Annotated in this window: 1 protein-coding gene; it reads left to right on the forward strand. The window is 40.8% G+C overall.

Annotated elements, in window-relative coordinates; translation table 11 throughout:
- The first annotated feature begins 681 nt into the window (after positions 1-681).
- Positions 682-1,077 (forward strand): hypothetical protein, encoded by a 396-nt coding sequence (locus tag H5202_RS22350; RefSeq protein WP_182773959.1) that lies wholly within the window; start codon positions 682-684, stop codon positions 1,075-1,077.
- Positions 1,078-1,534 lie beyond the last annotated feature (457 nt).

Below are 1,534 nucleotides of genomic sequence, written 5' to 3' on the forward strand. Positions count from 1 at the left end.
TTCATGGTAAAGCTCATATTTAGTTGTAATCGGTTCACTGGCCCACATCAGGATTTTGAATCAGTGCGATTTATCGAACAAGGGAAGTGTGGATCATCAAATTATGGAGTAGTCTCGTATTGACTACTTCCTATCTCTTGAACAGATCTTATAGCACCTTACCTGCAGCCAACATTTCTTTAACTGACCGATAGCCAAACACTTGCGCCTGCAATGTGTCACAGCCTTCCCAAATCGTTGACCAGCTCGCTACACCAGTGCGTTTGGTGTCCGTAAAGCCACCTAACTTAGCTAACTATTACTTTAGAAAAACTGGGTGATACAGTTCGGCAGCAATTTAAAAAGAAGTTGGCTGAAATCCTGAAAAATCCTCGTGTCGAGGCCAACTGATTACGAGAATTGCCAGACTGTTAATTTATGGCATTTTTTAGGGGCGGGGATGCAAACAAGAGATTATTAGTGATTATTTGGAATTATTGCTTGCGGCCACTAAAGTCGTGGGTCTTCTAGCCACACCCGACTCATAAGGTTGAAAAGCAGGGCGGGCAGCCCTTCTATTTGATACAAACCATTAGGTTGTATTGTGATAATCAATTGGGGCTTTCTTCATTAAGGAGTAGCCGGTTTGCATACAGAAAGCCATTGTCTGGCATGCGGCAGCAATTTAATATTGGATAAATTATGCCTGTCAAAAATATTAAAAGAACCGCACCTGCAACTAAATATTATAAAAATACCTCTTTCGAAACCTTAGCTGTTAGTTGGTTTACATATGATGGTTGGGAAGTTTTTACTCCCGTTATTGATCATGATATGAAGACCGATTTACTTATCAGTGATGGATTTAATTATTATCGTATTCAAATCAAGACGGTTGAAACAAATGATGAGAATTTCCACGTAGAAAATAAATGGGGTAACGCTGGAATTGACTTTGTTATCTATTTTTCTAAGAGTGCTAACTGGGGGTATATCATGAAACCCTTTAGGCAGAAAAAAATGGCGTTAAGTGCAGCAGGACATATTAGATTTCACCAACATGCTAAACCATTCATCAAAGCGTTTAATGATATTTGAATAGCAACTATCTGGGACTAACGGTTCCAGCCAGGGTGAAGTTTTTCTGCTTGCGTGCTAATGCACTGTTTACTGTAGCGACTATGGCTTGATTTCCATAGCCGTCATAACAGCTTCATTTAGTGTAATTAGCCTTCGTCTGACAAACGCCGCAGTCGCACCGTCGCGATTTGATCCCAAGTCGTACTTGGGTAGCTGGCAACCAAATCGCGATTAATGTCTAGCCATTGCTCATCGGTTATCACATCAAGGCCAATGGCCGCAAGATACGCTTTACCAACGACAACAAATTGCGTCTTATAGGGCAGTAAATAGCTATCTGACTGTTGTTCTGTAACCGTCTAGCGAACCACACCTACTGTTTAAAATTCCAGGGTAACAAGCTATCGATATTGGGTTCTGGTTTACACAGTTCATCAAGGCAAACCATGATGTAATCAAATGGGATTAGACCATT

The sequence above is a fragment of the Shewanella sp. SG41-4 genome (assembly GCF_014164505.1).
GTDB lineage: Bacteria > Pseudomonadota > Gammaproteobacteria > Enterobacterales > Shewanellaceae > Shewanella.